This is a genomic window from Eikenella sp. HMSC071B05, assembly GCF_001811325.1.
Classification (GTDB): domain Bacteria; phylum Pseudomonadota; class Gammaproteobacteria; order Burkholderiales; family Neisseriaceae; genus Eikenella; species Eikenella corrodens.
The window spans coordinates 1-5290 of sequence record NZ_KV804516.1 but is presented as its reverse complement, the minus strand read 5'-3'; the positions used below and the strand labels follow the sequence as shown (position 1 = coordinate 5290).

The 5290-nt window shown below is 50.4% G+C and carries 6 protein-coding genes; 3 read left to right on the top strand and 3 right to left on the bottom strand.

The window, feature by feature from the left end; genetic code table 11:
* Positions 1–58: 58 nt before the first annotated feature.
* On the bottom strand, positions 59–679 hold the full coding sequence (locus HMPREF2796_RS00355) for an L-threonylcarbamoyladenylate synthase (protein WP_070630186.1): 621 nt from the start codon (positions 677–679) through the stop codon (positions 59–61).
* A 258-nt stretch (positions 680–937) separates the two neighbouring features.
* On the opposite strand from HMPREF2796_RS00355, the gene HMPREF2796_RS00350 reads away from it, so the two are divergent.
* Positions 938–1597: a hypothetical protein gene (locus HMPREF2796_RS00350; protein ID WP_070630185.1), complete on the top strand. Its 660-nt coding sequence runs from the start codon at positions 938–940 to the stop codon at positions 1595–1597.
* 101 nt (positions 1598–1698) lie between these two features.
* Here the strand turns inward: HMPREF2796_RS00350 and HMPREF2796_RS00345 are convergent, their stop codons facing one another.
* Positions 1699–2058 (bottom strand): YbaN family protein, encoded by a 360-nt coding sequence (locus tag HMPREF2796_RS00345; RefSeq protein ID WP_070630200.1) that lies wholly within the window; start codon positions 2056–2058, stop codon positions 1699–1701.
* A gap of 411 nt (positions 2059–2469) precedes the next feature.
* Positions 2470–2955 carry an Lrp/AsnC family transcriptional regulator gene (locus tag HMPREF2796_RS00340; RefSeq protein WP_035580526.1) on the bottom strand — a complete coding sequence of 162 codons (486 nt, stop codon included), beginning with the start codon at positions 2953–2955 and terminating at the stop codon, positions 2470–2472.
* An 804-nt stretch (positions 2956–3759) separates the two neighbouring features.
* Here HMPREF2796_RS00340 and HMPREF2796_RS11570 point away from each other — a divergent pair.
* Both HMPREF2796_RS11570 and HMPREF2796_RS11565 read left to right on the top strand, forming a co-directional pair.
* Positions 3760–4482, top strand: coding sequence for an aromatic amino acid transport family protein (locus HMPREF2796_RS11570; protein WP_246826825.1), 723 nt, complete (start codon positions 3760–3762; stop codon positions 4480–4482).
* 51 nt (positions 4483–4533) lie between these two features.
* Complete coding sequence (locus tag HMPREF2796_RS11565) at positions 4534–5043, top strand: SLC5/6 family protein (RefSeq protein WP_246826826.1); 510 nt, start codon at positions 4534–4536, stop codon at positions 5041–5043.
* Positions 5044–5290 lie beyond the last annotated feature (247 nt).

Below are 5290 nucleotides of genomic sequence, written 5' to 3'. Positions count from 1 at the left end.
TAAAGGCTACCTGAAACTTTCAGGTAGCCTTTAATTCGGCCTGCAAGCAGTTTGGCGTTTACAACCCAAACACCGATGTATCGCCCGCGCCTTGGCGGATGAGCTCGGTGCCGTTGGTCATGTCGATTACCGTGGTCGGCTCGGTGCCGCACCAGCCGCCGTCGATGATTAAATCCACGGCGTGTTCGAGCAGGTTGCGGATTTCGTAGGGGTCGGTTTGCGGCTCGGTTTCTTCGGGCAGCATCAGGGTGCAGGAGAGCATGGGCTCGCCCAGCTCGGCCAAAAGGGCGAGGGCGATTTTATTGTCGGGCACGCGCAGGCCGATGGTTTTGCGTTTGGGGTGCAGTGTGCGGTTGGGCACTTCTTTGGTGGCGGGCAGGATAAAGGTATAGGCGCCCGGGGTGGCGGCTTTGAGCTGGCGGAATTGGCTGTTGTCCACTTTGGCGTAAGTGCCCAGCTCGCTCAAATCGGCGCACATCAGGGTGAGGTGGTGTCTCAAATCGATTTGGCGGATGGCGAGGATGCGTTCCATGGCTTCCTTGTTGCCCATCTGGCAGCCGAGCGCGTAGCAGGAGTCGGTGGGATACACGATCACGCCGCCCTGGCGCACGATTTCGGCGGCTTGTTTCACCAGCCGCTCTTGGGGATTTTCGGGGTGGATGGCGAAGAATTGTGCCATGGCTCTCTCCTGCGGGGAAAAACGGGTATTTTAAGCCTTTATGCCGCGCCTTGTCCTGAATTAAATTGAATTCACGCCGCTTAAAGCCGGTTGCGGTTTTCAGGTAGCCTGTTTACCTGTTTAAACCTAAGCCAACAGCCTGCGTACTTGCCGCTTGATATAATGCTGTGTCTATTCATAACACCGCGGATTAATTCGCCATAGCGCAAGCCAATGCCATACGGGGAATTAAACGCTTTAGCAATACACGCCAAATTTATGTTTGAAAAATTAGCCCATATTGTTCTGCCCAGCTTTTTGCTGCTGGCTTTCGGCATCAGTGCCGCCACCGAAACCCCCGCTACCCGCAGCGAAACCACTCCGGCCGAAATTTCCTATCTCTGCCAGCTCGCCGACGGGCACAGCGTGCGCACTGCCCTGCCGCAAGGCCGTTGCCGCCCCGTGGCTAAGTCTTTAACTGAGGAAGAGGCTGATTTGCCCAAGCAGGCCGCCGCTGCGTCTGCCCCCGTGGCTGCCGCCTCCGCCTCCGCGCACGTTAGCCAAGCTGCCGATAAAGCCGACGCCGGCAGCAGCGAATTGCCCGCCGTGTGGCAAGAAGCTGTGGCGGCAGCCAGCGATGTAGAAATCAGCAAACCGGTGCCTATGCGCGTTACCCTGCGCCACCAGCCCGAGCCGGAACGCCGCGTCCCCATCGTGCGCCCTGCGCCGGTGATTGCTGTTGCCAAACCGCTCACGCCCAAGGAAATCATCACCCGCGACATCCGCCGCGAAGAACGCGCCCTGGCGCAGGCCGAACGCGAGCTGGCCACCGCCCGCCGCAACAATCAGTCTGATCGCGCCGGCAACCTGCAATTGCAAATCGCCGACCGCCGATCCGGCTTGCAGTCGCTGCGCCAAGAGCTGCGTCGGCATCAGTAGGCTGCTGTAGTAAGCATGGTTAAAGGCTACCTGAAAGGTTTCAGGTAGCCTTTTTATGTGAGTGTTGGACAAGCTGGTGATTTTTTATGGCCCGATAACGTTCATTCACTTGGCAGTTGCCACATCCATACTGTTACTGCCAAGCACACGATCACCATCCCCGCGCCTGCCCACCAGCGTTCGGGAAAGCGATACAGCATCCACACGCACGAGCAGGACATCATCAGTGCCGACAAGATCTTGCCTTTAAGCGGAATTGCCCGTTTGCGCTCCCAGTTGCGCACCATCGGGCCGAAATAGCGGTGTTCGCTCAGCCAACGGTGGAAACGTGGTGATGTGCGCGACCAGCAGCCTGCCGCCAGCAGCACAAACGGCACAGTTGGCAAGCCTGGCAAAAAAATGCCGATAATGCCTAAGAGCAGAGCCAGCCAACCAGCCAGCCACACAAAAGGCCGCCACAGCGGCAGGTAGGAATCGCGGCCGGTTTGCCGACGATGCCGTATCCACACCACCCCCGCCACCAGCCCGACCACTAACACCACAATTATCCATTCCGTTTTGCCCATTATTTCTAAGTCTCTCGCACGATTTGACGTGATTGTATCATTTGGAGAAGGGGATGCGACTTATTCACAGCTAGTGTGCTTAGGACTTGGTTTTTTGATGCAAGGCAAAACAGCGATTTGAAGGACTTGGGTTGTTTGCTGACTCAACGGGCAGGGATAAAGCCCACTCTACAAAGTTTCAGGTAGCCTGCAACAGCTAGGCTACCTGAAACAAAACTGCACACGTAAAAAAATCAGGTGCCCATATGCAAAAGGCTACCTGAAATTTTACTTTTCCCAATCACTCAATAATCTGGCAATAAAAACCTACTCTGCTTGCAAATGATCCAGAGGTAATACCGTAGAGTTTTTCACTTCCTGCAGCACAAAGCTGGAGCGTGCGTCCACCACGCCCGGGTGTGCCAAGAGGGTATCGAGGATGAATTGGGAGAAGCTTTCCATATCTGCGAAAAAAGCGTGCAGCATATAGTCGGTTTCGCCGGTGAGCGCGAAGCAGCGCAGCACCTGCGGCCAATCGCGTACGGAGTCGGCAAAGCCATCGCGCAGGTGGGTGCTCTTATCTACGGATACGCGGATAAACACCTGTAAGCCAAGTGCCACAGTGGAAGGGTGTACCAAGGCGGCATAGCCACGGATAATGCCGGTAGACTCCAACTGCTTGAGCCGTCGCAGGCAGGGGGAAGGGGAAAGGGCAACACGTTCGGACAGCTCAACGTTGCTTAGTCGCCCGTTGTGTTGCAGGGCCTGAAGGATTTTCAGGTCGATTTTGTCAAGCGAAACAGTGGTTGTCATGATTCGGTATCCAATCATACTACTGGGTTAGAGATTGTGCTGCACGCCGGTGAGCTGGCAGCCAAAACGGCGCTTAGGGAGGCTTGTGGCCAACCATTAAACTACACTGTGTATCTCCGGGCGGTATTATATGTGAAACACCTTGAAATAATCCGCCATATTTTTCACCAATAGCGGAATATACCGCCTGTCCGCCAGCTTTGCCGGACACTTTCAAGCCTAGCCATGAAAAGGTTATCAAGCCAAACTTCAAAAACATTCGTGTTTCTATCCGACTATAGTGTAAGCACAATTTAGCTAGAATTGCTATTCCAATCATAGAAAAGTGATTGAAAATGCCAAGAAATCCTGTTGGAGTGCTCGCTTTCAGGCCCTAGTCAAGACTTTTGTAAGAGAGACCATTAATACAACAACATCGTGAAGATGAGAATTTCCTAAAATTACTAAAATGGAAGGATTTTGGGTCTGTTTCATTATTGTTAACTACTAGAATGGTTTCTGAGGCGATCTCATCGTTTATTGTGAAAAGGAGGCCAAAACAAAAGAATCAAGCCCGTTTCGCATATCGAGTTTACCCTGTAAAAAGCTGCTGTTTTTCAAGTAAGCTTGCGCTAGCGCAAACCCCGTACAGGCCAAACCTGTACAATATGAATGATTTTATGTCAGTCTACCTTACTAACCATTAAGCTTATTAATTGACTGGGAGGATCAATTATCAACCTTTAATGACGGGCTTCAGGCATTACTGATAAAACAGATCCCGGGGCTCATAAAATTCTGGTAAATAATCTGGAGAGTTTCACAATGCAGTCACAACATACAAACACAAGCCACCAGCAAGCAGTCTCCTCAAAGTTGAATAAATTTGACTTGGCTTGGGTACTAAATCTGTTCGGCACTGCCGTGGGCGCGGGCGTATTGTTCCTTCCGATTAATGCGGGTATGAGTGGGTTCTGGCCGCTCGTTGCCATGGCGGTTATTGTTGGCCCGATGACTTATTTTTCCCATCGGGGATTGGCGCGTTTTGTACTTTCTTCTGCCAAGCCCGGTAGTGATATTACCGAAGTAGTGGAAGAGCACTTCGGCAAAACTGCTGGTAAATTGATTACCCTGCTCTACTTCTTTGCCATTTTCCCCATTTTGCTGATTTATGGTAACGGTATCACCAATACCGTAGATTCTTTTCTCGTCAACCAGCTCGGCATGGCTTCTCCTCCAAGGGTCTTGTTGTCATTTGTTCTGATTGCTTCGTTAATCGGTGTGTTGTTACTGGGGGAACGCTTCGTTTTGAAAGTAACCGAATGGCTGGTATATCCGCTGATCCTTATTCTGTTTGTTTTATCGGTATATCTGATTCCTGAATGGAATACTTCTTCGCTTACCACCATTCCGAGTGCGGGCACGTTTTTAAGCACCTTATGGATTACGATACCCGTGTTGGTTTTCTCCTTCAATCATTCACCGGCCATCTCTTCCTTCGTTTTGTCCCAACAGCGAGAATATCAAGATGGCGAATTAACAGACTAGCATGCCAGCAAAACCCTGCGCAGTACTTCCGCCGCGTTATTGGTTTTTGTGATGATGTTCGTATTCAGTTGTGTATTGACATTAACTCCGTCCGAACTGGCCTTGGCAAAAGAGCAAAATATTTCGATTCTGTCGTTTCTTGCCAATAAATTTGACAATCCCTACATTTCCTATTTAGGCCCGTTGGTTGCATTTTTAGCCATTACCAGTTCTTTTTTCGGCCACTATATGGGTGCGCGCGAGGGTTTGGAAGGCCTATTTATCAAACTCAAACGTGACTCTGGTCCGGATGTAGCCATCAATCATAAAAAACTGAACCTCTACTCCGCCCTGTTCTTCCTGATTACGTTGTGGGTTGTTGCCATCATCAATCCGAGTATCTTGGGTTTGATTGAGTCGCTTGGCGGTCCCATTATTGCGATGATCCTGTTTATTATGCCGATGTACGCTATTAGAAAAGTACCGGCAATGAAACGGTTCCAAGGCAAATTCAGCAATATTTTTGTGGTGGTAATGGGTCTGATTGCAATATCCAATATTATCTATAATCTAATTGCTTAAGTTAAGTTGTAACCATATTCAGGCCATCTGAAACCATCAGTTCAAATGTTTGAGAACATGCGAAGTAAGAGGTTTTCAGATGGCCTTTTAAACAAATATCATTCTATTTGTAGAGCCAGTATTGAAAGATAAGGGGGCAGAGCCATGATTAGTGTATTCGATATTTTTAAAGTTGGGGTTTAACCCTGCTGACTGGCACAGATGCCGCCTTCCCTGCAGACGGTTACGAATCGGTACGCGCAGACTT